Source organism: Bartonella sp. CL70QHWL, assembly GCF_042194855.1.
Classification (GTDB): Bacteria; Pseudomonadota; Alphaproteobacteria; order Rhizobiales; family Rhizobiaceae; genus Bartonella.
In genome coordinates, this window is the sequence record NZ_JBHINJ010000009.1 from 51,158 (window position 1) to 76,924 (window position 25,767).

At 35.6% G+C, this 25,767-nt stretch carries 17 protein-coding genes and 4 tRNA genes; 7 read left to right on the top strand and 14 right to left on the bottom strand.

Going from position 1 to position 25,767, the window contains the following annotated elements; all coding sequences use genetic code 11:
- Nucleotides 1-158 precede the first annotated feature (158 nt).
- Both purN and purM read right to left on the bottom strand, forming a co-directional pair.
- Nucleotides 159-770 carry a phosphoribosylglycinamide formyltransferase gene (gene purN / locus ACFIJZ_RS05570; protein WP_375613082.1) on the bottom strand — a complete coding sequence of 204 codons (612 nt, stop codon included), beginning with the start codon at nt 768-770 and terminating at the stop codon, nt 159-161.
- On the bottom strand, nt 767-1,876 hold the full coding sequence (purM, locus tag ACFIJZ_RS05575; RefSeq protein ID WP_273791171.1) for a phosphoribosylformylglycinamidine cyclo-ligase: 1,110 nt from the start codon (nt 1,874-1,876) through the stop codon (nt 767-769). The genes purN and purM overlap by 4 nt, the downstream gene beginning before the upstream one ends.
- Nucleotides 1,877-2,034: 158 nt before the next feature.
- Between purM and ACFIJZ_RS05580 the strand changes: the two genes are divergently transcribed.
- The 5 genes from ACFIJZ_RS05580 to ACFIJZ_RS05600 all read left to right on the top strand — a co-directional run bounded on the left by ACFIJZ_RS05580 (nt 2,035) and on the right by ACFIJZ_RS05600 (nt 5,229).
- The gene (locus ACFIJZ_RS05580; protein WP_273791170.1) at nt 2,035-3,246 is read left to right on the top strand and encodes an AI-2E family transporter; all 1,212 of its coding nucleotides are present in this window, start codon (nt 2,035-2,037) and stop codon (nt 3,244-3,246) included.
- On the top strand, nt 3,243-3,932 hold the full coding sequence (hdaA, locus tag ACFIJZ_RS05585) for a DnaA regulatory inactivator HdaA (RefSeq protein WP_375631259.1): 690 nt from the start codon (nt 3,243-3,245) through the stop codon (nt 3,930-3,932). The genes ACFIJZ_RS05580 and hdaA overlap by 4 nt, the downstream gene beginning before the upstream one ends.
- Before the next feature lie 709 nt (nt 3,933-4,641).
- Nucleotides 4,642-4,718, top strand: a tRNA-Pro gene (locus ACFIJZ_RS05590).
- A gap of 89 nt (nt 4,719-4,807) precedes the next feature.
- On the top strand, nt 4,808-5,113 hold the full coding sequence (locus ACFIJZ_RS05595) for an ETC complex I subunit (RefSeq protein WP_273791168.1): 306 nt from the start codon (nt 4,808-4,810) through the stop codon (nt 5,111-5,113).
- 39 nt (nt 5,114-5,152) lie between these two features.
- Nucleotides 5,153-5,229 (top strand) — tRNA-Arg (locus ACFIJZ_RS05600).
- A 1,858-nt stretch (nt 5,230-7,087) separates the two neighbouring features.
- Here ACFIJZ_RS05600 and ACFIJZ_RS05605 read toward each other — a convergent pair.
- The 3 genes from ACFIJZ_RS05605 to ACFIJZ_RS05615 all read right to left on the bottom strand — a co-directional run bounded on the left by ACFIJZ_RS05605 (nt 7,088) and on the right by ACFIJZ_RS05615 (nt 9,381).
- A tRNA-Val gene (locus tag ACFIJZ_RS05605) sits at nt 7,088-7,162 on the bottom strand.
- 96 nt (nt 7,163-7,258) lie between these two features.
- Nucleotides 7,259-7,621, bottom strand: a complete 363-nt coding sequence (gene cpdR, locus ACFIJZ_RS05610; RefSeq protein WP_005773448.1) for a cell cycle two-component system response regulator CpdR — start codon at nt 7,619-7,621, stop codon at nt 7,259-7,261.
- Nucleotides 7,622-8,463: 842 nt separating this feature from the next.
- Nucleotides 8,464-9,381 carry an alpha/beta hydrolase gene (locus ACFIJZ_RS05615; protein ID WP_375631260.1) on the bottom strand — a complete coding sequence of 306 codons (918 nt, stop codon included), beginning with the start codon at nt 9,379-9,381 and terminating at the stop codon, nt 8,464-8,466.
- A gap of 258 nt (nt 9,382-9,639) precedes the next feature.
- Here ACFIJZ_RS05615 and ACFIJZ_RS05620 point away from each other — a divergent pair, with 258 nt between their 5' ends.
- The gene (locus ACFIJZ_RS05620; protein WP_273791398.1) at nt 9,640-10,107 is read left to right on the top strand and encodes an Hsp20 family protein; all 468 of its coding nucleotides are present in this window, start codon (nt 9,640-9,642) and stop codon (nt 10,105-10,107) included.
- A 251-nt stretch (nt 10,108-10,358) separates the two neighbouring features.
- Here ACFIJZ_RS05620 and ACFIJZ_RS05625 read toward each other — a convergent pair.
- A tRNA-Pro gene (locus ACFIJZ_RS05625) sits at nt 10,359-10,435 on the bottom strand.
- A 605-nt stretch (nt 10,436-11,040) separates the two neighbouring features.
- On the opposite strand from ACFIJZ_RS05625, the gene ACFIJZ_RS05630 reads away from it, so the two are divergent.
- The gene (locus ACFIJZ_RS05630) at nt 11,041-11,406 is read left to right on the top strand and encodes an iron-sulfur cluster assembly accessory protein (RefSeq protein ID WP_273791397.1); all 366 of its coding nucleotides are present in this window, start codon (nt 11,041-11,043) and stop codon (nt 11,404-11,406) included.
- Between the two features lie 70 nt (nt 11,407-11,476).
- Here the strand turns inward: ACFIJZ_RS05630 and mazG are convergent, their stop codons facing one another.
- From mazG to ACFIJZ_RS05670, 8 genes are all read right to left on the bottom strand, one after another.
- The gene (gene mazG, locus ACFIJZ_RS05635; RefSeq protein ID WP_375631261.1) at nt 11,477-12,292 is read right to left on the bottom strand and encodes a nucleoside triphosphate pyrophosphohydrolase; all 816 of its coding nucleotides are present in this window, start codon (nt 12,290-12,292) and stop codon (nt 11,477-11,479) included.
- A 33-nt stretch (nt 12,293-12,325) separates the two neighbouring features.
- Nucleotides 12,326-13,255: a lipid A biosynthesis lauroyl acyltransferase gene (locus ACFIJZ_RS05640; RefSeq protein WP_273791402.1), complete on the bottom strand. Its 930-nt coding sequence runs from the start codon at nt 13,253-13,255 to the stop codon at nt 12,326-12,328.
- Nucleotides 13,256-13,261: 6 nt separating this feature from the next.
- Entirely contained in the window at nt 13,262-14,290 is a 1,029-nt protein-coding gene (locus ACFIJZ_RS05645; protein ID WP_375631262.1) for a zinc-binding dehydrogenase, read from the bottom strand.
- A gap of 58 nt (nt 14,291-14,348) precedes the next feature.
- On the bottom strand, nt 14,349-15,623 hold the full coding sequence (locus tag ACFIJZ_RS05650) for a beta-ketoacyl-ACP synthase (protein ID WP_375631263.1): 1,275 nt from the start codon (nt 15,621-15,623) through the stop codon (nt 14,349-14,351).
- 15 nt (nt 15,624-15,638) lie between these two features.
- On the bottom strand, nt 15,639-16,814 hold the full coding sequence (locus tag ACFIJZ_RS05655) for a beta-ketoacyl-ACP synthase (protein WP_375631264.1): 1,176 nt from the start codon (nt 16,812-16,814) through the stop codon (nt 15,639-15,641).
- Between the two features lie 10 nt (nt 16,815-16,824).
- Complete coding sequence (locus ACFIJZ_RS05660; protein WP_005773457.1) at nt 16,825-17,109, bottom strand: acyl carrier protein; 285 nt, start codon at nt 17,107-17,109, stop codon at nt 16,825-16,827.
- A gap of 189 nt (nt 17,110-17,298) precedes the next feature.
- Nucleotides 17,299-19,617: an NADP-dependent malic enzyme gene (locus ACFIJZ_RS05665; RefSeq protein ID WP_375631265.1), complete on the bottom strand. Its 2,319-nt coding sequence runs from the start codon at nt 19,615-19,617 to the stop codon at nt 17,299-17,301.
- A 1,115-nt stretch (nt 19,618-20,732) separates the two neighbouring features.
- Complete coding sequence (locus ACFIJZ_RS05670) at nt 20,733-25,292, bottom strand: hypothetical protein (protein WP_273791391.1); 4,560 nt, start codon at nt 25,290-25,292, stop codon at nt 20,733-20,735.
- Between the last annotated feature and the right edge of the window lie 475 nt (nt 25,293-25,767).

The window sequence follows — 25,767 nt, forward strand, 5'->3', positions numbered from 1 at the left end:
ATGAACTAAAATTCAAAAAATTACATATTTTGTGCAAAAATTTATGAAGAGATGGACTCTATTATGTCAATATTTCATAGAGATTTTCAATTGTAGATACTGAGCAAAAACTATGTGTAAAGCATTGAAATATGCTGATTAATAGATTGTTGATACACTCAAAAAGATAAAAGCTGTTGTTGCGTATCGACCATTTTGCTCTTCCCTTCAATAAATGCTTTTAAGGCTTCGGGATAGAGTTTATGCTCTGCTTTAAGAACTCTTTGTGCTAAGCACTCAGCAGTATCATGGGGATAGACTGGAACGGCTGCTTGGGCAAGGATTTTTCCTGCATCCATGTCTTCTGTAACAAGGTGAACAGTGCAACCCGTGATTTTTACACCTGCTTGTAAAGCTTTTTCATGTGTGTTTAAGCCTTTAAATGAAGGCAAAAGAGAAGGATGAATGTTTAAAATTCGTCCTTCATAAAGTTTTACAAAACGTGGTGAGATAAGGCGCATATACCCTGCAAAGCAGAGAAAATCCGGTTTATATTGATTTAAAATTGTAAAAATATTTTCTTCATGCTCTTCTTTTGTTTTGTAAATTTTACGATCAACAATATGAATAGGTAAGTTATGGTTTTGCGCTTTTTCAATACCGTTGGCACGCGGATTATCGCAAATAACCGCAACGATTTCAGCAGGATATGCCGTTTGTTGACTAGCTTGAGCAAGGGCGACCATATTGGATCCATTACCAGAAATGAAAACGACGATTTGTTTTTTCATAAATGCAGTACCCCTTTATAAAGTATTCCTTTATTTTGATCTTGGCATTTTGTTAAAATGCCAAGGGGAGTTACAGTCTCTCCTTTTCTTTCAAGAGCTTGTGTAATTGTTTCAGCTGCATGCTGTGCTACGATAATGATCATGCCAATACCACAATTAAATGTTCTTAACATTTCTGTTTCTTCTATTTTACCTTGTTTGGCAATCCATGAAAATACTGCTGGAACATTGATGTTAGAAAGATTAACTTCAGCGCAGAGAGAGGATGGAAGGACACGTGGAATATTTTCAGGAAAACCTCCACCCGTAATATGAGCAAGAGCTTTAATCCCTTCATATTTTCTCATGATGGGAAGAAGCGATTTTACATAAATGCGTGTTGGTGTAAGAAGTGCTATACCAAGGCTGCTTTCGGGGGAAAAAGGGGCAGGGTCATTCCATTTGAGATAATTTTGCTGGATGATTCGTCGAACAAGCGAAAAGCCATTGGAATGAATTCCAGAGGCGCTTAGACCTAATATAATATCACCTTCTGTCAAATCTTTTGAAGGGAGTAACTTGCTACGTTCGCATGCTCCAACAGCAAAACCAGCTAGATCATAATCTCCCTCTGCATACATTCCTGGCATTTCTGCAGTTTCTCCTCCAATAAGAGCAGCACCGGCTTGTTTACATCCTTCTGCAATACCGGAAACAATCGCAGCTCCTTGTTCAGGGTCAAGCTTTCCAGTTGCAAAATAATCCAGAAAAAAGAGAGGTTCAGCCCCTTGTACGAGTAAATCATTGACACACATAGCTACAAGATCAATACCTACAGTGTTATGGTGACCTACTTCAATGGCAATTTTTAATTTTGTTCCCACACCATCATTGGCTGCTACTAGGATAGGATCCGTAAAGCCTGCTGCTTTTAAATCAAAAAGTCCACCAAAACCGCCAATTTCTGCATCTGTTCCGGCTCGTTTTGTTGCGCGTATAAAGGGTTTAATTTTTTCTACCATGGCATTACCCATATCGATGTTTACACCGGCTTTTGCGTAGGTAAGACCAGCTTTGGATTTATCCCCGGCCTTGGATTTATTATTTGTAAGATCTTGATTGCTCATTGGAGCCTTCCTTTAATGGAAAATCAGGTTTTGATATTATGCAATGCCATGATAGAGTTCTCTCTGCAAGAGATATTGATAAGAAAATAAGCAACTTTTCTTGTACCTTACTTTGAAGTTGTTTATAATTTTTTGTGAAGAATTTTTTAGGATATTTTATGAGCAAGATATCAGATAATCACGGACAGTCCTCTTGGCAGCTTATGAGAAAGAAAGTGAGTGAGAATACATCTCGTGATCGTTATAAGACTTATGTGCCAGCGTATACTCAATTACCTTTGCCGAATAATATGAAAAGGCAAATCTTTTTTTGGCTTGGTACGCTGATTTTTTTCATTTTTTTTATGTTTGTTTTTGGATCAATTTTGCTTCCTTTTGTGGCAGGGATTGTGTTGGCTTATTTTCTCAATCCCATTGTTCAATTACTTGAAAAATTTGGTATTCGTCGTGTGTTTGGGACTGTCCTTATCACCCTATTTATTGTTATTACCTTTGTTGCTGCTTTAATTATTTTGATTCCTGTTATTAGTTGGCAAATACAGCAATTTATGAGTGATGGTTTACCTGTTTACATTAATCGTATTCAAACCTTTTTTGTTGAGCATGATTTTGATTGGTTAAGGCGCTATTTTGGAAGTGATCCAAATGAATTACGGAATAATATTAAAGGATTTTTGGGAGAAGGTTCGGATTTTATTACGTCTCTTTTGAATTCACTTTTAAAGTCAGGAAAATCAATCGTTAATATCGTTAGCCTATTTGTTGTGGCACCTGTGGTGGCATTTTATATGTTATTAGATTGGCCACGTATGGTAACAGCAATCGATTCGTTAATACCGCGTGATCATCTTGAAACTGTTCGTAGTATTTTTCATGAAATGGATAGAGCTATTGCAGGTTTTGTTCGTGGACAAGGAACAGTTTGTCTCATATTGGGAGGCTATTATGCTATTGGTTTAACGATTGCAGGACTCAATTTTAGTCTTTTGATTGGTATGTTTATTGGTCTTATTAGCTTTGTTCCTTATATCGGCACAATGAGTGGTTTGGTCCTTTCTGTTGGTATTGCATGGGTCCAGTTTTATCCCAATAATTGGGGGGGAATCATCGTTGTGATGGCACTTTTTTTAATTGGTCAGTTTATTGAAGGTTATATCCTTCAACCCAAGCTTGTAGGTTCATCAGTGGGATTACATCCCGTATGGTTGATGTTTTCACTTTTTGCTTTTTCTTCACTCTTTGGTTTTACTGGTATGCTTGTTGCTATTCCTGCGGCAGCGGCTGTTGGCGTTTTAGTTCGTTTTGCTCTTCATACTTATCTGAGTTCTCAGATGTATTCGAGAAGCGGAAATTCGGAGCCGCTAAAATGAATGGGCGTGAAACGCAATTATCTTTAAATTTTCCCTATGATCCGATTTTTCAATTTGAGGATTTAGTGGTAACGGAAAGCAATCGTATGGCTTTTCAGCTTATTGATCACTGGCCCAATTGGAGCTTACCTATTGCAGTTTTGGTTGGTAAAGAAGGCTCTGGAAAAACGCACTTTTCTAATATATGGCTCCAAAAAGCAGATGCTTTCAGGATTCAGCACAATGAAATTGATCAGGCTATTACTATGGCTTCTTTAGGCAGATCATTTTTAATAGAGGATATTGATGTAGGTGAAATCAATGAGACAGAACTTTTTCATTTAATTAACAGTATTAAGCAAGCAAATCTTGATGCACGACAAGCTACTTTATTGATGACGGCACGAACACTTCCTTCCGCTTGGAATTTAATGTTAAATGATCTAAAAAGTCGTCTTAATTCGGTAATGTTCGTTGAAATTAATCAGCCTGATGATGCATTGTTAACAGCTGTTGCATTTAAGCTTTTTTCAGATAGGCAACTTATTGTACATCCAGATACGGTTTATTATCTTGTAAGTCGTTGTGAACGTTCTTTATTTTCATTGAAGCGTGTTATTGATTCTGTTGATCAGTTGGCATTACAAAGAAAAAGAAAAATAACACGTTCTGTTATTGCTGAAGTTTTGAATAGAAGAAATCCGTAAATACTCCTTATCATGGCTTACTTATTCTGTCCTTCTACTATCGTTTCAATACGTGGAAAGACAAGTCATTTAAATTTTCTCCTTTTTGGATATCTATATAAAAGTAAAAAATAATATTTTTTACTTTTATCATGTGTTTATTTTAAATAGCTTTGAGATTTTATTGTATGATGTTGAATTCTTTCCATCTTCGCATTTGAAAATTTTTCTAAAAAGAGCGCTTTATTTTATTTATAATAAAATCTTTGTGCTTTGAAAAAATGTTTGTTGTTTATGGATTTGGATTGTAGAAGATTCTAGAATTTTTAATAAAAGCGTCTTTGGGAAGATAGAAAAAGAGAGGAAAAAGCTTAATACAGCTGAATTTTTTGGCTTATGTGCTCTTTGGGAAAGTTTTTCTATGATATTTAAGTCGTTTTTTTCTAAAATTGTATCTGTGGAATGCGTTTTGATACAGTGAGAGCTTGCTTAAAACAGGACAAAAATTATGAAGTCCTTATAGAGAAATTCATTCTTTTTTATATAGATTGGATTTTCTACGGAGGTTATTTTCTACTACTTGTTAATAAATCTGTTATTGAATAGGGAAAAAGATTTAAAAATGTGCTTTTTTATAAAGAAATGCAACAAAATTAAAAAAAAGTGTGTTTTTCTCTTGCACTTCTGTTGTGAAAATTTTAGGAAATGTGCATCAAGTAAATGTAAATGGCGGAGCGTAGCGCAGCCTGGTAGCGCACCTGATTTGGGATCAGGGGGTCGTAGGTTCGAATCCTATCGCTCCGACCATATTTGATTGAGTGTGTGAGAATGACCCAATTGGGTACGTGTGGTGAGAAACTATCATTCAAGCGTTGTGTAATCTGAAGGAAAAAGGCATGATCGCACGTATTTATAGTCCTGCTAAGACAGCTATGCAGTCAGGTAAGGGGAATACAGGTTTTTGGATTCTAGAGTATGAGCCGGTGAAAGCGAAAATGCTTGAACCTCTTATGGGGTACACGGCAACGTCTGATATGAATAATCAGGTAAGAATCCGATTTAATAGGAAGGAAGAAGCGATTGCTTTTGCGCGTAAGAATGCTATCTCTTACCGTGTAGAAAAGAAACATACGTCGATTCGACGTGCTATTTCTTATTCTGATAATTTTCGCAGTGATCGGCAGCATTCTTGGACACATTGAATTAAAGATGCTATTTTGAATTGAGAAAATAATCAGTTGGGTCCCGTAGCTCAGCTGGATAGAGCAACGGCCTTCTAAGCCGTGGGTCACAGGTTCGAATCCTGTCGGGATCACCATGTTTAAATGATATTAATAGGCTATAAAAAGTTAGAGAGTTTTCCTTTTATTCTATTAGCTTATTTTTCTGTAAACTCCCGAACCTTTTTGATGTTTTTTGGTTGATTTTGTTTATAAACGTTTTCTGTTGACTGTTTTAGTATAAAATGATGCTGTTTTCTCTTTTTTCAGTAAAAATTGCTTTTGATTGCTGAAACTTTAGCATTGCATATTCTTGCCGCGTGTTGCTACTATATCACATGCTTTAGGAAACAGATTGCAAAAACTCTTTTTTACGAGCTTCTTTTCATCTTTCTGAAAATGAATATTTTATTTCTTAGATTAGATTTAAGCATTGCGGCTAATGCTGGTGAAATTGCCAAAAAACATCTATTGTGATTTTTTTTATTTTTTATGAATAATATTATTACGTTTTTCAGCATGATCTTTGGTAAGATCGATTTTGATTAGATACAAGGCATGATGGATTCGATTTAGAACTGTTTATGATGAGAATTTACAGACGGCACAAGAGGTAGGGAATATCTTCTTGTCTTGGAAGCTGTGATTCATAACGAATTACTTCTTTATGGTTTTTTCGTATAAAAAGTTGTTATATGTGCCGTCCAGATAAGATATTGTTTTTTTCAATGAGAGACACTTGCGGACAATTTGATTTAACATGATTGTCACTGTTTCTCAGGTAGGGTTATAGGTTGCATCAATGTTTAGGTTTTCTTAGTCTTATAGGTTTAAGAATGTATACTGTGTATTTATATGAATGAAGATAGATTGTATCTTAGAGTTAAATTTTTAGATTTCATATTTACATTTTCAAATGTTTTTTCTTATTTCTTTATAGTTTGTACATCATGTTAGAAGTATTTTAATATTGGATAACAATCACATTAAAATGTTATACAGATGAGATCTGAAGATCTAAACTCACACGGTTCAAGGTGATCATTATTTCAATAAGAATATAGTGTGAGGAGAATGCCATTTTACAGGCTTTGTTTTAAGAGATATCTCTTAAAGCTCACTTTACGCTGGCGCTCGTGAATGGTACAATGATAAATCCATTGAGCTCCATCATCTTTACACTTATGAAGAAATAAGCTGACGCTATCATATACTTTGCCTATTTGTCAGCCTCCGATGTTGCAATAGATTTTAGCACTTGAGGCATTTATCGGCATTTTTGTGCTTTTTTATACAATTTTTACTTAATACTAATTCCTCTTATGACGTGTAAGAGAGACGGTTTTGTTTGATTCAATATAAATAGGTTTGAAATGAGAAAACATTACGATATTCGGATTTCTCATTGAACATGGCAAACAATAAAACATGATTATAAATCAATGTATTTTTAGAATGAAAAAATTTGCTTTTATCGTGTTTTTTTACTCTTTTTGATATTTTATTATAATTTGTAATTGGTAAACTCAAAATACAGCTCTAAGGTTAAGTGTTTTATATCTATCGAAGTGACTGTGGTTATATCTAACTGTTTGGACAATAAGTGTATACCAATAGACATGAAAGAATTAAGAAAAACAGGGGATAGATCAGGAAATAAACAATATTTTTTAGAACAGAAGCCTATGCTTGTCGCAAAAGTTTTACAATCAAGACTTCTGATCCGTTGAGGCGTGAAGCTGTTGGCATGTTTTTTAGAACTTTAGAGGATTTTTCACAAGAGGATTTAGAAGCATTCAAAACATTATTAGAGATGATTAGCGAAGCGCAAAGAAAAGAAAATGCTACTGTTGTAGAAAAATGTTAGAAAATCCTATTCCCTTAACTTTATTAAGGTATCCCTCATAGCAAAAAACACTTGGAAAACCAATAAGTTATTGTTGATATAAAATGCAATGGTGGGCGTGACAGGGATTGAACCTGTGACCCCTACGATGTCAACGTAGTGCTCTCCCGCTGAGCTACACGCCCATTCATTGATGTTGCATACACCATATAGAATGCCAAACGTCAATGCCTAATTTCATTTTCTCTTTCAACAGATGCAAATAACTTTAAAAATACTTTTTAAGCAGCGATAAGGATCTTTTCAACTTCATTGACGAGTTCACGTAAGTGAAATGGCTTAGAGAGAACCTTTGCATCAGGAGGGGCATCACTATTTGAATTGAGTGCTACTGCTGCAAAACCTGTAATGAACATTACTCGTAAATCAGGGTCAATCTCAGTAGCACGTCGTGCAAGTTCGATTCCGTCCATCTCTGGCATCACAATATCAGTCAGGAGAAGGGAAAATGGCTCTTCTTGTAAACGTTCATATGCGCTAATACCATTATCGAAATCGGCGACTTCGTAGCCTGCACGTTCTAAGGCCTTTACGAGAAAGCGACGCATATCGTTATCATCTTCTGCGAGCAGGATTCGTTTCATGATTATGTTCCAATGGCTCCATTTGTCAGAGTTTTGCCGCATCAATTATACAATATAGAGTATTTAGAAAAAAGATGGTAAAATGCTCATAATTGAAATGAATGGCAAAATGGTTAATTCTTACATTCTTATTCAGAATACAGCATATTCGTTGTGAGTTGGTTAAATTCGAAATATATGTGATTTTGAAAAAAGAAGGGGGGCTCTAAAACTTCTAAGATGATTCATTGCTATCTTTTCTTTTAAATTTGCTGATTATTATCAGAATTCCATTAAAAAACTTATGAAAACCATTATTGTAGGGACTTCCTATATCGAGAAATTAAAAGAATATTATGTTAATTTATTGTTTTTAAAAAGTTCTCCTAAGAAATAGAAATTTTATAGTTATTTGTTTTTATAGAGATTTGTAATAAATATTATAAATGCGCTTTATTTCCAGTTTTTTTCCTTAAATAGATGAAAAATATTATTTTTCTAGATATAATATTAAATGAGCATTTTATAACAAATCAAAAATAGTATTTTGATGCTTTATTTATAAATATGTATCATGTTATATTAAGATAGATTTATTATTTTTATTTATATAAGTAGTTTTTTATTAAGTTATTTTTTATGATATAAAATAATATTGTTTAATGTAATGATATACTTTGTATATTAGTTTTTTTATTAGAATGCGTGGTGAATATTTAGGTCATGGCTTGTTTGTAGAGGCTAGAAAACGAATCATATGAGTGGTTGGAAAGTAAAACCCATTATATTAAAAAGTGTCTGTAGATCCAATGCTCGTAGAAAATTTCTTTTTTGATAGGGCGGAGCAGAATTAAGGTTTAGTGTTATTTTACAGATACATTATCGGGAATAAATGCATCAAATGCAGCCCAAAATTGCTTTTTATAATCTTCGTTAACCATAATTGTATCCAGTTCAGCGCCTGTAATAGTAATACTTTCTGTCAGACGTGTGTATTGGCATAATTGCTGCACTTCAATGTTGTTTGCAATATTATTTTGATTGGCAAGAATAAAGAGTGTTGGGATTCGTAAATCTCCATGAAGTACATTTCTCTTCACAGAATCAATCGCATTAAATACTGATGCTATCCATTGGGATGTTGGGGGCTTAATGGAAGAGAGCGGCACTTTATGTATGTGTCCCAATTGTATATTTTTTTGTTTTGTTTTGTTTAATTTTTTACCATCTTTCGCTGGTATAAAGCCAAGACCTATATCAGAAAGAAATTGTGTTAATTTATGTTGAAAACCATTTGTTTTATTGCCGAATGGAGCAAAAAGGGGAGAAACACAGAGCAATCTATTAAACTGATGATTAATGAGATCTAATCCGCTAAGTGCTATCAATCCACCTATGCCGTAGGCAAGCATAGAGTAAGGTGGCGGACAATTAGGATAAACAATATTTTTAAGAAATTTATATAAGTCATTAATATCGTTATTTATATCAAAATAATGATGTCTGTTTTGTTTTCTTATCTTGAGGGATGTTTTTTCTTGATCAAACCAGTCAAATATTGCTGTATGAAAACCGCGTTTAGAAATTTCATTTATTAATAAAAAATATTTTTCTAAAGCATTTGCGTAGCTTTTGAGAATAACAATTGTTCCCTTAGATTTTTCCACCTCAGGATATGTTATAGCAAAACGAATTTCATGATCTATTGCTATTTTAAGAGTACCATGATGGACATTAAGAGGAGTGGCCCCCCAGTCTATGGGATAAAGAGGTGTTTCCAATTGAAATCCTTTACAGTGTATTTGCTGCTTAGTGCTTTGACATTTATGTAATGAAGAAAAAGGATTTAAAAAGGGGTATATTGCTTTTTAGATAGTTTTTATCAATTTAGGTCCCAAAGAGTTGAAATAAAGAAAAACGATTACTAGATAATATAGTGCGGTTGCCATGATGGGGCCGCAGGTTCACAAGTAAGTTTGCCATGTGGGAACTTTGTGAATTAGTTATAAATTATAGTCGCTCTAGAGGAGGGCAATATTATGCGTCAAGTAGACTTTTCACCATTTTATCGTTCCACAGTAGGTTTTGATCATCTTTTTAACTGGTTTGATTCTAGAACACAACCAGACGAAGTTTCTTCTTATCCCCCTTATAATATCGAGCGTTTAACTGAAGATTCTTATAGAATTTCTATGGCTGTTGCTGGTTTTTCTCAAGATGAAATTGATATTGAAACGCATTGTAACCAGCTGATCGTTAAGGGAGACAGAAAGTCTAAAAATGATGATGAAGAGCGAGAATTCCTTTATCGAGGTATTGCTTCGCGTGCTTTTGAACGGCGTTTTCATTTAGCTGATCATGTTAAGGTTATTGGGGCAGAACTTGGAGATGGACTTCTTCATATTCAGCTTAAAAGGGAAATGCCAGCTGAATTAAAACCTAAAAAGATAACCGTACAGATGTCACCATCCATTACAAAAAATGATAACAGCGACATTATCGTGTAAAGAAAATTTAGAAAATATGAGATCGAATAATTATAAATTTTTCTGAAGAATAAAAAACGCGAGACAAAAGGTCTCGCGTTTCGTATGTGTTTTCCTAAGAAGAAGCGCATTTAAATAAAACAGCTTATCTCGAATTTATGATAAAATATCATTGCACATTATTCTATGTTGAAGAAAAATTTCATGTGTGTGCAATTGAAATGCATAATCATTCACTTTTTAAGTAAGCTTATTTTATAGCATTTTAAAAATGGTCGGAGCGGCGGGATTTGAACCCACGACCCCTTGACCCCCAGTCAAGTGCGCTACCAAGCTGCGCTACGCTCCGAGTTTGTGTAAAACGATTAAATGACTGTTTCTTTAAAGGCAAGAGAAAAAATAAACAGAATAATCTAAAATGCTCTTGCACTTAGAGCTTTTGAAAGTAAAAATTTTGGACATCAATATTTTGTTGTTAATTCAAGATAAATAACGAATTTGTAAAACTCTTTGTGATCATTAAATTTTTAGCACTATAGTTAATAGATGTATGCATTTAATTACTTTTGAGATTGTGAGGGGGTAAGATTGGTGACTTTAGGGGTATGAATTGGAGCAAATGAGTGCGGAAGGTATATTTTTTTTTCTTACCTAATCGTTACTTTTCTAAAAAGATAAAGATTTTCAAAAGAAGAGGAGTGAATGTATGGTTTTGAAAAGTTTTCGTTTTTTTAGAGTTTTTATAGATGAGGTATTTTGCATTTTATGTGGACAAAAAATTGTAAGTGCTGGATTATATAATCACAAATCTCATTTTACGGGTATGTATTTTTATCCAAATAAACAAGGTCAGAATGCTTTAATTTATGTTTTGTTTTTTTTCTGAAATATCAGATAAAATATTATAGAGGAATAACTTTCAAAGTGCCTATTGAACTAAGAAAAGAGTAAACTATGAGCCGTTTTTCGGTAATAAATTTGACGCAAGCAGCAGTGGATCGTGTTAAAGCGATTATGGATGCAAAAGATGCACAGGGTATTCTTGTTGGTATCAAAAAAGGTGGTTGTGCAGGGATGGAGTATACAATTACTCTTGTCAAAGAAAAGGGGATAGATGCGGATGTTGTTGAAGTGAATGGTGCCCGTGTTTTTGTAGCACATGATGCGGTATTATTTTTATTAGGGACGCAGATGGATTATGAAGTGACAACGCTGCGGTCTGGTTTTATCTTTAAAAATCCTAATCAAGTTTCAGCATGCGGGTGTGGAGAATCGGTGGAACTTCGTCCTGCTACGCAGGATCAATATAAAACAAATTGAGCTGAGCTAAATTATAATTTAGTAATTTTAGAGGGTATTGTTCTTTTAGGTAGAAGAAATCTACTATTTTTTATTGTTCATTTTTAGCTTGCTTCCAAAGTGCTTCCATTTCATTCAAGGATGCGTCAGTGAGTGTTTTAGATTGAGTGGATAGCTTTTCTTCAATATAGGCGAAACGATTTCGAAATTTTATATTCGTTTTTTTTAATGCTTTTTGTGAATCAATCGCTAAGTGGCGCGCGAGGTTAAGGAGTATAAAGTAGAGATCTCCAAACTCTGCTTCTATCTCTGAGTTTTGTTTATTTTTGATGGCTTCTTTGAGCTCTTCGAGTTCTTCTTCTATTTTTTCAAAAACTTTATCACTTTTTTGCCAATCAAAACCTACTTTAGCTGCTGCTTCTTGTAAAGCAAGTGCCTCTTGGTTTGCTGGCTGGATTTGTTTTACTTTTGCGAGTATGCTTGTGGAGGAATTGTTGTTTTTTTCTTCGCACATTCTTTTTTGTTCAACCTGTTCTCTTTTTTTTATATATTCCCACTCCTCTTTTATAAATCCTCGTTTTTTTTGCTCGGCATTTCCAAAAACATGAGGATGGCGTCGAATCATTTTTTCCGTGATTGCATAAACAACATCTTCAAAAGTAAAGCTGCCTTCTTCTTGTGCTATGGTAGCATGATAGACAACTTGTAAAAGAAGATCCCCAAGTTCTTCACAGAGATCCTTTCGATTCTTTCGTTCAATGGCATCGATGACTTCGTAAACTTCTTCGAGCATATAGGGTATGAGGGATTCAAAAGTTTGTTTTTTATGCCAGATACAACCATTATCAGAGTTTCGTAATGCAGTGATAATTGCTGTGAGCTCTTTGATATCTTTTGAGGCTAACATTTTGCACTTCCTTTGTAAGCAATAGAGCTTATGTTAGATGTCCCAACGCCTATGTAACCACATCCATTGTCCAGGATATTCACGGACCCAAGATTCAACAATATCATTTAATTTTTGCGTAGAAGCAGCTATATCGATATCATTTTTTTCATCACGTGGAAGTTCTACATGTTCATATAACTCTAAACGATGACGTCCACTAGGCAAACGAATACAACGTGCTGGATAAATATCACAGTCATATTGTCGAGCAAGTTTTATAATTAAGGGGTTTGTTTTAAGAGGTCTGTTAAAAAATGTTCCCATGATACCGCGGCGAAATTTTTGATCAACGAGCATACCAACATTTTCACCTTCTTCTAATTTGGCTGCTAATGCCCATGCTGCTCCGGCCTTGGAGGGAACAAGGTGTCCCATAGAAGTTTGTCGTGCTTTAAGGATTCGTTTGGCAACATAGGGATTATTGGGTGGTCTAAATAATACAGTAACATTAAGATCAAAACTTTGTGCACAAATAGGCAGAAGTTCAAAATTTCCAGTATGTGCGGTGAAAAAAATATGTGGTTTTTTTTCATTTTTTAATCGCTCAAATATTTCAATACCTTTAACCTCAATGAAACCTGGCTCGTCTGCATGAGGATCAAAATCAAAAATTTTATCAAGAAAAATATATTCGGCTAGGAAACGTCCTATATTTTCCCACATTTCTATTGCAATCGCACGGAGTTCTTGCTCTGTTTTTTCTGGATATGCACTCCTAAGGTTTGCAAGTGTGATTTGATGACGATGTACAAGGGGACCAATTTTTTTTGCTAACCAAGCAAAAAAAGAAATTCCCATTTTGGCTGGAAAACATTTTAGAATAAATAAAGAACCAAAGAGCAGATATGCCCATAACAAGTAGGATATTTTTTTAGCTATAATTTTAATACGATATATGAGATTTTTAAGAGAAAGCTTCATCATGATTTAATCGATTTTAAGGATAATTTTACCAAAAACATCACGGCTCTCCATTCGTTTTAAAGCTGTATCAATTTCATCCAGCCCAACAATTGTATCAATGACAGGGTGTACGGCTTTTTGTGCCATTTTTTGCATGGCATTTTTCATATTTTCCATACGGCAGCCAAATGAACCGAATATCTTAAGCTGTTGCTGGAATAATTGCATGAGATTTATTGGTGCTGAAACACCAGAGGTAGAACCGCAAGTCACTAAACGTGCTCCTTTTTTCATACATAACAGAGAACCGTTCCATGTATCTACACCAACATGCTCAAAAACAACGTCAACACCTTTTTTTTGGGTTAATTTACGCACTACACCTTCAAAACGATCTTTACGATAATTAATCACATGATCTGCCCCAAGAGAGTGTGCTTTTGCAATTTTTTCATCTGAACCTACAGTTGTGATAACTGTACAGCCCATGTGTTTTGCAAGTTGAATGGCTGCAGAACCAATACCTGAGCCACCAGCCTGTATCAGGATTGTTTCTCCTGCTTGTAGTTTTGCGTTATCGAAAAGCATATGTTCTACGGTACCAAAAGTAATTGGAGCAACTGCTGCTTGCAATTCATCACATTGGAGAGGGGCTGGAACTAATAAACGTGCTGGCAAATTGACAAGCTCACACGCAAATCCATCAAGGTGAAAACCGTAGACTCCCTTTACCTGACTGCAAAGATTATCCCGTCCTTCATGACAAGCTTGGCATACTCCGCAGGTTTGTGCACCATAAATTGAGACAATCTGTCCAAGTTGGAGATGTTCAACGCCATCTCCTATTTGTATAACCTCACCAGAGGCTTCTGCACCAATGATGAGTGGCATTTTTCTTTTCGCAAAAGCCATGCCACGCCATCCCCATACATCAATATGATTAAGAGCAACGGCTTTTATCCGCACAGTTACTTCACCTATACTAGGTGAAGATGGCGGGGAAATATTGGTGATTTCAAGCCGACGATCATCGAAGAGTTGCAGTGCACGCATTATCATCCCCCTTAAATATATTATTAGGTTAGCGTTATAAAATTTTATTATTAAAGGATTATCCTTTATATGCAGTGATAACAAGACTCATATTTTGACCACCAAATCCAAATGAGTTTGACAAAACCGCATTGACACAGGCCTTACGGCTATGATGAGGAACAACATCTAAAGGGATCGCAGGGTCAGGATTATCATAATTTATTGTCGGTGGAAGTATCCCCGATTGAATGGTTAAAAGCGAAAAAACCGCTTCTATTGCACCAGCAGCAGTTAATGTATGCCCAATCATTGATTTATTAGAAGAGACTGGAATATGCTTTAAAAGATCACCGAATACTGTTGATAATGCAAGATATTCCATTTTCTCATTTTCAGGTGTTGAAGTTCCGTGGGCATTAATATAGTCAATTTCATTGATGGTTATTTTTGCATCGTCTAAAGCTTTGCGAACGGATTCAATTGCTGGTGATGCATCGGGTTTTGAACGTGTACGGTGAAAGTCATCAGCGGTTTCTCCACAGCCAGCTAAAATTCCTAAAACTGTAGCATTACGGTTTAATGCGCTTTGAAGAGATTCAAGAACAAGAGCGCCTGAGCCTTCTGCCATAACAAAACCATCTCGATCACGGCTAAAGGGTTTTGCTGCTTTTTCTGGAGGCTCATTCTGAGTTGAAAGAGCAGATAGTAACGAAAAACGGATGAGAGATTCTGCTGAAACTGATCCATCTGTCGCAATTATAAGAGCTCGATTTGTTTCTCCCCGTCTAATAGACTCAACACCTAATTGAATTGCTGTTGCACCAGATGCACAGGCAGTGGAAAGTGTAACAGGAAGTCCTTTTGTGCCAAATGTTTTTTGAAGTTTTTCTGCAATTGCACCAAATTGTGTGGCTTCAAAAAGCGTCTCATGGAGTTTATCCTTACAGACTTTAAGAAGATGTGCATAAGAAGGCTCATTATTGAATTCTTCCTCTTGATCAAGACTAAAACGTGCTTTCCATTCAAGTTCAACAGGAGGAGCAGCTAGAAAGAGTGGTCCATTAAATTTTTTTTTATCAATAGCAGCTTGTTCTAAAGCTTCTTCAGCAGAAAGATGTGCAAGCTTCTCAGAGAGAGCTGAAGCACCAAGTGTACTTTCTTTAAGAAAATCAATTGTTCCAGCAATATATGTATTTAATCCCTCAACGGGAAAACGTGTTATTTTGTGGATACCACTTACACCACTTGTTAATTTTTGCCAATTTTCATGTTTCCCTTGTCCCAGTGATGTGACAATGCCTGCACCAGTTATTGCTACAAGTGGACGCCCAAAATGATCATGATATTTCACTATAGAAATTCCCCTTCAAACAGCTGTAAGACGCACAATACCTTCAGCTCTTTTTATACCAATAGTTGTAACAAATATTTCACGTACTTCTTTAGAAAAAGGTTTTTCATGAGGACTTAACGCTGGAAAACAATGTTTTTTTTCAATTGAAAGTGCTGCAAGAGCTAGAGCTAGAGGAAATTGTGCTTCCCTCATATAACCAAATAATGTTGTAATGCCACGATAAGATAGATCAGCATTATCAAGAGCATTTTGTTCTGCTTTTGTTGCTTCGTGAGCTCCTGAGGCTGCTGAAATGGCTAAGGCAGATTTAGCGCCAGCAGTTTTTAACATTGTTGCAATTGACTCTCTAAGTGGAATTTTGGTTCTATCTGTTTGGTCTGTAATAATTTGGTTAATTTCAGCATAAGCACGTGCGTTGCGTTTTTTGGCATGTTCTCCACTTTCAATAACTAGGAAGATACCACCAGAACCGGCTATGATACCGCCGCCGGGGTGGATTTCACGATCCCACACTGGGCTCCATCCATTATGGGTTAAAAGACCACCAAGCTCATGCGCCAACAACATATCATAACTTTGTGCATTATAGGAACTTCCTACAAGAGCATGGGTGCTTTGACCTGATTTAATACGAGCTACAGCAATTTGAAGTGCAGAAAGACCACTGCCTTCTTCTCCCATAAATGTACGAGATGATCCAGTGACTTTATGAACAATTGAAATGTTTCCTGCCAAAAGGTTTGAAAGTTGTGCCAAAAATAATGTTGGGCGAAGTTCAGTTGAAAGAGCAACATTTAACATAGAGGCATGATCGGCAACTGCGCGCGCTTTAGAAAGAATCTGTGTATCAACAGTAATATCACGTTCTCCCCCACTTGCAGCTACGATCATATCCATTGTTGAAGTGAGTTGTTCATTATTTTTCATGCCGGCATCATCAAGAGCAAGACCAGCCGCATAGGTACCAAGACGCTGCCATGTTCCCATTTGCCGTTGATCACTTTTTTTAGGAATTTGTAAACTCCAATCAATTTCGGGCAATTTATGAACTGTGTAGGGTGAAAAAGTTGTATAATCTAGGTTTGGTGTACGGATTGGATCATTTAAGAGATTCCAATGTTGATCAGTTCCTTCACCCAGAGAGCTTATGAGACCTATACCAGTGATGAATACAGATTGATCATGCATGGCGAAAAAACTACTCCGCCTGTTTTAAGGCAACGAGATCATCAATTTTTGCACAAAGGTTTTTAAGAACAAAGTATTCTTCTGTTGCAACGGTACCTTCGTTGACTTCTTGTGTCCATTGTTCTAGAGGGACTTTTATTCCGAAAGCTTTATCAATAGCGAAAACAATATCAAGAAAATCAAGACTGTCGATTCCTAGATCGTCAATTGTATGACTTTCAGGTGTAATTGTATTGCGATCAATTTCACTGATTTCTGCAATGATATCAGCAACTTTATCAAACGTGGAAGGCAATGTACGGATTCCTTATTATAGAGTTAGTAAATTCAAAATACATTTAATATTGTTCTTCTAGCCTTTTTTCTCTTTTAAAAAAAGACTTAATCCAGAATATAGCTGTCTTTATCTATAGAGAAAAGAGGTTTACAGTACATGAAATACTATATCTCAATATTTAAAAAACTTTGAAATTTTATTACGCATTTATTTTATGAGACTATTTTTTCTATTGGCAGCAAGGACAGCAAGGGCTGTTATATTAACAACTCCCCGGGAAGTTACTGAAGGTGTTAAGATATGGGCGGGACGTGCTGCCCCGATTAGAATAGGACCAACATGGAGTGCATTTGTGAGGCTTTTAACAGTGTTGAGCGTGATATTGGCTGAATCAAGTGTTGGAAAGACAAGCAAATTAGCTTCACTTTTAAGACGAGAATTAGGAAAAACACGATCACGAAAAACTTTGGAAAGGGCAGCATCAGCATGCATTTCACCATCTGCTTCTAAATCAGGGTGTAATTTGGCAAGAATTTCTGTTGCACGTCGCATTTTACGCGCACTTTCTGTGTTTTTAGAACCAAAGTTTGAGTGTGATAATAAGGCTGCTTTTGGTGTTATTCCAAATGCTTCAACTTCTTGAGCTGCCAACACAGTCATTTCAGCGATTTCTTCTGCAGAAGGATTTTCATTGACGTAAGTATCTGTAAGGAAAAGAGTACGTTGTTGAGAGATAAGCAAACTCATAGCAGAAAAACGGTGAACATTAGGATCAAGACCGATAATTTGTTCAATCAATTCAAGTTGGCGTTCAAAGCGTCCTTCTAAGCCGCAAATCATTGCATCTGCTTCTTCACGCATAACGGCAAGGGCAGCAATAGCCGTTGTTGATGTTCTCACTACTGTTTTTGCCATTTCAGGCGTAACACCACGCCTTCCTGTATAATGAAAAAATAAATTAACATAATCACGAAAACGTGGATCATCTTCAGGGTTTGTTAATTCAAAATCTATACCGGGACGAATTCTTAAACCAAAGCGTTTTAATCTTGCTTCTACGACATGTGGACGGCCGATAAGGAGGGGCGTTGCTGTTTGTTCTTCAATGACAACTTGTGCCGCACGAAGGACGCGTTCATCTTCACCATTGGCATAGATGACGCGTTTACGTTTTGCTGTTTTTGCTGCAGCAAAAACAGGTTTCATTGTTAAACCAGAAAGAAAGACAAATCGATTGAGGATATCATAGTAGGCCTCCATATCTTCAATGGGACGAATGGCGACACCAGTTGTCATTGCTGCTTTAGCAACAGCGGGAGCAATACGCAGTATTAAACGCGGATCAAAAGGAGAGGGGATCAGATAGTCTGGTCCAAAATTGGGTGGTTCTTTTGAGTATGCACGTGCTACAACATCTGAAGTTTCTTCACGTGCAAGGGCAGCAATCGCATGAACAGCGGCCATTTTCATTTCTTCATTAATTGCACTAGCACCTACGTCCAATGCACCACGGAAGATATAGGGAAAACAAAGGACATTATTAACTTGATTGGGATAATCAGAGCGTCCTGTGCAGATCATTGCATCTGGTCGTATAGAGCGTGCTTCTTCAGGCATAATTTCTGGTACTGGATTAGCCAGCGCTAAAATGAGTGGATTTTGAGCCATTCTTTTAAGATATTCAGGCTTTAAAACACCACCCGCAGATAGGCCTAGAAAAATATCCGCATCATCAATAATATCAGATAAAGTTCGTGCGTCCGTTTTTTGTGCGTAATTTATTTTCCAACGATCCATAAGGGTCTTGCGACCTTCATAAACAACTCCCTCTAAGTCACTAAGCCAAATATTTTCAACTTTCGCCCCAAGACGAACCAAAAGATTAAGGCAAGCGAGGGCAGCAGCACCTGCACCTGAGGTAACTATTTTGGCATTTTCAATTTTTTTTCCTGAAAGATTTAAGGCATTTAATACAGCAGCAGAAACGATAATGGCAGTTCCATGTTGGTCATCATGAAAAACTGGAATTTTCATTTTAGCACGAAGCTTTTCTTCGATGTCAAAACATTCAGGAGCCTTAATGTCTTCAAGATTAATACCACCAAATGTAGGTTCTAAGGTCGATATTGTTTGTACCATTTGTTCTATATCGGATGCATCAATTTCAATATCAAAAACATCAATATTCGCAAATTTTTTAAATAAAACGGCCTTGCCTTCCATAACTGGCTTGGAAGCGAGTGGACCAATGTTTCCTAAACCAAGAACAGCAGTTCCATTGGATATAACAGCGACTAAATTAGCACGGGAGGTATATTGAGCAGCAAGATTGGGATCTTCATGAATCGCAAGACATGGTGCTGCAACGCCTGGAGAATAAGCAAGAGCTAAATCACGTTGATTATCAAGAGGTTTTGTTGCTTGTATTTCCAATTTTCCAGGTTTTGGGTGTTGGTGATAAAAAAGTGCGGCACTGTCAAGTTCAGCTTTTGGTGAACTGAAATCACTATTTCGTTCTCTAGACATTTTTATGATATCCAAGTTAGCGTATGTGTATATGAGATGTTCCATCTACGATAAGGTTTTGTCCACTAATAGATCCTCATTTCTCTGAATATCAAAATGCATGAGTATGAGAAAACTCTTCTGGATCGTAAAACCAGTTTGATGATTCTTTTTGTTTGTGCACAATGAATAATTTCATTGATAGCAGCACGATTAGCTTTTTCTTTCCTTAATAAAACGCGTAAAAATTGATTAGTCTACAAACAAATAAAATATTACTAATGATTACATTACCAAGCCATTATTTTTTTTGCAATGCTTACAAATTAAGGAAAAAAAAGAAGAGTGTTTTCTATTAACGTCATCTTCTTTATTTAAATTTCTATAGGGAGATAGAAGAAATTTTAAATAACAATTTGCAATTTATAAATTGTTTTTGCAGCTATTTAAAAGGAAACTGGAACTTTAAAAATGGAAGTCATTTTGTTTATTATTCAATTGAACTCTTAATAATGCGAGCTGTATATTTTTAATATACTTACAAATCTGTGTTTTAATAAACGAAAAGTATATCCGAAACAGCTGTAATTGCATGTTTTATACCTAAAGTTCATATATTCCGTATAATGCGTTACTTTATAATGAATCATCCCGTATGTTGAATAGGAAATTTGAATACAATAAGCTTCTTTTATTTCAAATTCACCTAATATAATAAAAAAAACATTTACTTACATAATTCAAACGAGAGTAATATGTGGATAAAAACATTAAAAAAATAAATAGAAGTGTTTCTATAAGCTATTTTAATACAAAAGCATGAATTTTTTTCACAATTAATAAAAATAATTATTACCGATTTTGTACCTTTATGAAACTATGAAAAATAAAGAAGTTAAGAAAAAGATAAGGAAATAGAAAACATGCTTTATCATTCTTAGAATGATATGTTGTTTGATAAGCCATTACGCTTCTTTAGGGTTATTGCTTAGGATATCAAAGAAAACTCGCATGCCAATTATCCCAACCTTTGAAGTACAAAGCTACAGTTGAAAGAAAAGTACTCTATGATAAGCCATTAAAACAACTGGAGAGAGAGAAAGTGGAAAAAATATTTTTTCCACTTTTCTTATTTGTTATTGGATTCGACCACTTGCATGAGCAAGCATAGTGTAAACTTTTCCGGTATCTGATATCAAGTACTTGCGAACTGAGTTGGAAGAGCCAGAACTGCGCGATATATCACGTAAGAGCTTTTCGAAATCTGTAACATATTGATTCACTGAACGTTTAAACCCAAAATCGCTCATATATTTTTTCTTAATCATTTCAAATATTTTTTGTCCATTTAAGGTATAAAGGCGTTCTGTTACGATGTTTTTTTGTCCACGTTGATAATGATCCCATAGCTCAACAATGGCATTGTGATTAATAGCTTGCACTATACCAGAAGCTAATGAATTAAGAGAGCAGTTTGCAGGAGATGGTTTTGTTTGCACTGATGTTAAAACATCATCACTAGGGGGAGCATCATAAAATGTTTCTTCACGTGAAGCTCTTTCTAAGAGATTTGATACCCATTTATTTGGTCTTTTTTTGCTTTGATCTTGTTGCAAGATAGGCTTAGGTGGCACAATCTTTTTAACAGACTCAGTGGAACTGTCACTTTTTTGATTAAATATTGATGATGTAGGAAATGCTGATATTAGCTGTTTTTGTACGCTCTTTTGATCATTTTGTATAACACTGACTAAATCTTGTAACGCTGTAATCTGTTCATTCAAAGCTGTGCGAATTGTTTGCGTTGTTTCTTTTGTTTTTTCTGGAAGTTTTTTTACATTTTCATTGATATCATTATTAATCTTTGAAAGCTCTAAACGAACTTCATCAGCGGAGCGACGTATATCTTCTGCTGCTTCTGAAAAACGCGTTGATGCTTCACTAACAAGCTTATTAAGTGATTGTTGGAATGAATTTGTGGAGTTACGCGCATTCTTATCAGAGCGTTCAAGTGCTAAGTTGAAGATTTTTTCATAATGCCCAATCATTTGATTAATTTCATGAGACTTTGAAACAAGAGCATCGCTTAATACAGAAAGCGTATTATGTTTTTCTTCAAGTGTTGCACTAAGTGAATTTTCAGACTGTTCAAGAACATGAATAGTTTGGGAAAGTGTCTTTGCATGTTCACCAAAACTGCTCGTTATATGATTAATTTGTTCAAAGGTACTCTTTGAAAGTCCTTGCAGAATTTCAACATTAGTATTGAGCGCTTGATTTGAGGCTGACAAACGCTCTGCTACTTGGTCCGTGTTGCGGAAAAAATTATTCGTACTCTCATTAAACTGCCCATCAATATTTTGAACAGCCGATAATAAAACATTACTATTTTCGTGAAAATTGTGAATTGATTGATTCAACTGTGTTAAGATGGATGAGACATTATTAACAAGCTCTTCCTTCATAATCGTTATTGTTTGAAGTGTTTCAGAGTTGGCTTTGGTTAAGCTATTCACTAAAGATTCATTATGTGCATAAATTCTTTGTTCAGCATCTTGTGTGGAAAGAGAGAGTTGTTCACCGATATGCTGTGTTAAAGAATCAATTGATTCTGTCGTATTTTGCGCTGCTTGATTTAAGTGATTTGTAAGCTCTGTTATTTTTCCAACATGTTGTGAAATTTGTGTTGTTGTTTGATTTCCAGCATCTTCCAGACGGCTCGTGACATCAGAGAGCTGATATCCTAAATTATTTTTAAGATTTTGCATAGAGTGATGAAGAACATCACAGCGTTCATTAAGGACTTGCTCTATTGCTGTTGTTGATGTGTGAATAGTTTCATTCAATAATGCTTGTGCATTATGACTGGCTGTTGCGAAAGCTTCAACAGTATGCGCTGTTTGTTCAGACAGAACGGACAGAACTTTTTCACTGGTATCATAAACAGTTTTTTTGACATTTGATACAATGCGATTGCCTGATTCTGAGAGAATATTTTCTGCTTGTGCAGTAACATTTGTAACAGATGAAAGAATTTGTTCACTCGTAGAAGAAAGAATATCAGAAGCTTTTATAATCTTATTATGCAGGTTATCTGTAACTGTATTAACAGAGTCTTCTAAGGTTACACGCATATTGTCAACACTGCTTTCCAGCGCTTGTTGAATTATCTGACTTTGCTCATTATTAAGAATGAGAGACGTTTTTAACGTGTCAGAACGTTCCTCAATAACAGATGTTTGCATATCAATGGCTTCACAGATTTGGCTGAATTTTTCAGATAATGTTTCCTCTAGCGTTGTTGTTCTTTCAAAAATTTTGTGTGCACGATCTTCTAGATCTGTATCAAATGATTCCATACGTGTTTCAAGGGTTTCAAAGAAAACACCACTCGATTGAGAAAGAGTATTCTTTAAAATTTCGGCATGGTTTTCAAGGTTTCTGATATGATCTTGAACCGTTTCAGTAATGTTTTTATTATTGGCGACAATTGCACTCTCAACTAAATCTATTTGTTGTTTCAATGCAACATCGACACGTATATCACTTTTTGCAATGAGGTTATGGATTGTTTCCATGCGTTGCTCAAGTGTGCGTGCTTGATCGGCAAGAACTTCATTGAGAGAAAAACTATTAATTGCTAAAGAGTCGCGCAGAGCATCGGCACGGATATCAATATTTCTCGCCTGTGCTTCTAAAGCATCTTGGGTTGTATTGCAGCTTTGTACAATGACATCTTGTAGCTTTTCAGTGCATTGAATGATGTTTGTAATATGATTTTCAGCTTGTTTATCAACGACTTGAACATTATCAGCCAAAACTTTTTCAATATGAGAAGTATTTTGGGACAAAACATCAATTTGATTTCTTAAAGTATCCGCAATTTTATTTTTCTCGTTATCGAGCATGTCTGCCATAAGAGCTCGTTGATCAGAAAGTTGTACTTTAAAATCTTGTGAACGTTCTTGTATGATATCAACAATGGCATTGTCGACATATTGAATTTCTTCTCTCAGACTTTCTTTACTTTTATCAATTGCAGAAAGAATGGCTTCACGTCCATTTGTAAATGCATGGGTAATGTCTGCTGTTTTTTCTTGGAGGTTCTCATTTATTTTCAAGACATGAGCTTCCAAGAAGTTACCAAGTTTTTCAGCATTATCCTCTAAAGCCTGACTGCGTTCTATAAAGGAATCAATGATGGAATCACTATGTTCTTTAAGAGAAAGATCAACAGTTGCTAAACGTTGTTCAAAGGCTCCAATTGCTTGCGAGGTTACGTTATCAAATTTAGAAGAGAGTTTATGTGCTTGGTCGTCGAGCTTTAAGATCTTCTCATCAAAATTCTGTAGAGATTGATTATTACGATCAATAAGAGCTTTATCCAAGGCTTTAAACTTTTCATCGACAGCGTGCAAAGTTTGATCTGTTACTGCTTGTATATGTGTTGCAATTTTAGCAACATGTACTTCCGCTTTTTCTGCTGTTTCATTAAAGGTTTTTTCTATTTGTTTTTCATTATGATCAAATCGTTTTGCAAAACCATCAAAGTTTTTTCCTAATTCATGAAAAAATTCCGTGTTTTTCTGCTGAATTTGTGTTGTTGTTTTGTTAAATTTTTCAACAAGTTGATTTGTTACGCCATCACCGGCATAGGAAAGTTTTTCAACAAGGTCTTCACCTTGTTTTTGTAAAGTTTGAGAAAGGGTTTGTGCAAGCTTTTCAACATTGGTCACAATGTTAGAGGTAACCAAACCAAATTCATCACTCAGTTGTTCTTGGGTTCCTTTAATTGTTGATTGTACGCGATCTGCGTGATTCAAAATGGCTATGCGTTCATTACTCAATTCTTTGATTAATGTGTGAATGCGTGATTCATTCTCAGCATAGGCTTGTTCTAGATTGTGAACTTCACCTTGTATGATTGCTTCAAGTTCAACAGCACGTCCGAGGGTACGTTCAATACCTTCGTTCATTGCCGCTACTTCTTCACGAATGGTTTGCCCTATAGCAATAGCTTGTTTTTCAGATAGATGTTGTGGTTCACTAAGGCGCTGTGCAGCATTGGTCATAAGAAGCGCAATATTATGCAAGTCGTTTGAACGTTTTGTTAATTGAGCAACGCCCCAAGATATAAGGATAGGAATTGCTGTTCCGGCTGCTACAGCAAGTCCTGTTGGGGATGTAACAAAAGTGCTGATATTGGATAAGGAGCTGAGTCCGGTAGGTGCGAGCTTATGCGCAATAAAAGCTCCTCCCGTTGCCCATAAAGCACTAAGCGCTGTTGTATACCAGTAGACTCGAGAGGAAGAACGCTGCTTGAATGGTCCAAAATTTACAGGGGTTGTTATATCATCATTTGCAGGAAGAAGTTTTGTAGGCAATAATGTATTATGAACAGTTCCACCTGAAATATCAGGTGAAGGTTTTGGAGCAAAAAGCTGTTCAACAACGGATTTATCAATAACAGCTTCATCATGAATATTAGAAACAAAAGTTGACGTACCGTTTTCAGCAAAAAATTCTTCTTCTGCCATTGCAATTTTTTGAATCAGATCATCGACATTAACAACATTTTCAGAATTATTGGATGATATCGTTTCAAATCCTGTGTCATCGAAATCAAAGTTCATAGCTTTTGTGAGGGCTTCTTCAACTTCAACTTCAAATGTTTGCAATTTGGTTCTGCGTGCCATACTCGCCTCGTACTCTTACAGCCGGAAAAGGGATACGTCCTCTTCCACATAATTTCTATATACTAGCTGTTAATTATTTAGAAAGGAATATGCTTAGGGAAAAATTTTAAAAACTTATCAAGATAAAGTTAACGCAGTTTCTTATACCCTGTTTAAAAATGTTATAAAATATAGTAAAAACAATTTATTATTTAAATCTAACAAAAACAAAAATACTGTTTACAACTTGTGTTTATAAAAAGCTTTATAAGCCGGCAGTCTTTGAAATAAGGACAATTTAATAGCAGTTATATATACAGTAAGGTGCGAACGCTTCTCTTTAATACCGATAATCGTTAATAAATGTTGTTGTCCGCTTACTTTTATTGATTCTAAACGAAGCAGTTTCATCATCACATATAGTCTGTAATAGCTTAGGACGTATAAAAGTATGCCTTTGAATTGTAAGCTCATAAAAAAGTAAACGTGGAAAAAT